The following is a 574-nucleotide window of genomic DNA, read 5'->3' on the forward strand; positions in this document are numbered from 1 at the left end:
ATCCGGATCGCGGACGCGACGCGAGAGGGCCGCTTCCACCCCGCGGAGCACCTCGCCAACGCGGCCGAGGGGCTGCTTGCGGAACTGGTGCGGGTTTCCCACGCCCTGGCCCCGCTTCGCGAGCGCGAGTGCGCGAGCGCGGTGGCAGGACCTGTCGTGGGCTCATACGCGCGTCGCCTCGTTCAGGACGACGCACCCGAGGTGACGGTGCTGCAGCGCTGCTGCTGGACCGAGGAGGCGGTCGCCAACGGCACCTTGGACGTACCGGCCCTGCACGAGTCGCCCGACCAGGTGCGCGCCTGGCTGGCCGACTGGCAGACAACGGGTCTGTGGCGGGACGGACGCCTTCTCGGGATGGTACGGACCCGTCGCAGCGGCGCCGACCTGCACGTGGGGCGACTCGCCGTCGTCCCCGACCTGCGCGGACTCGGCCTGGGCCGATGGCTGTTGCGTACGGCCGAGGCGGCCGGCGAGGGGTGCAGTCGAATCGTCCTGTCCACCGGCGCCGCCAGCACCCGCAACCTCGCCCTTTACCAGGGGCAGGGGTACGGGCCGGTTCCCACCTCAACGGACG

General features: G+C 72.8%; 1 protein-coding gene. It reads left to right on the top strand.

The window, feature by feature from the left end; translation table 11 throughout:
• The coding region (locus tag J0695_RS39170) for a GNAT family N-acetyltransferase (protein WP_206969623.1) at positions 1–574 on the top strand (574 nt) is incomplete at both ends.

It is taken from the genome of Streptomyces beijiangensis (assembly GCF_017315755.1).
Taxonomy (GTDB): domain Bacteria; phylum Actinomycetota; class Actinomycetes; order Streptomycetales; family Streptomycetaceae; genus Streptomyces; species Streptomyces beijiangensis.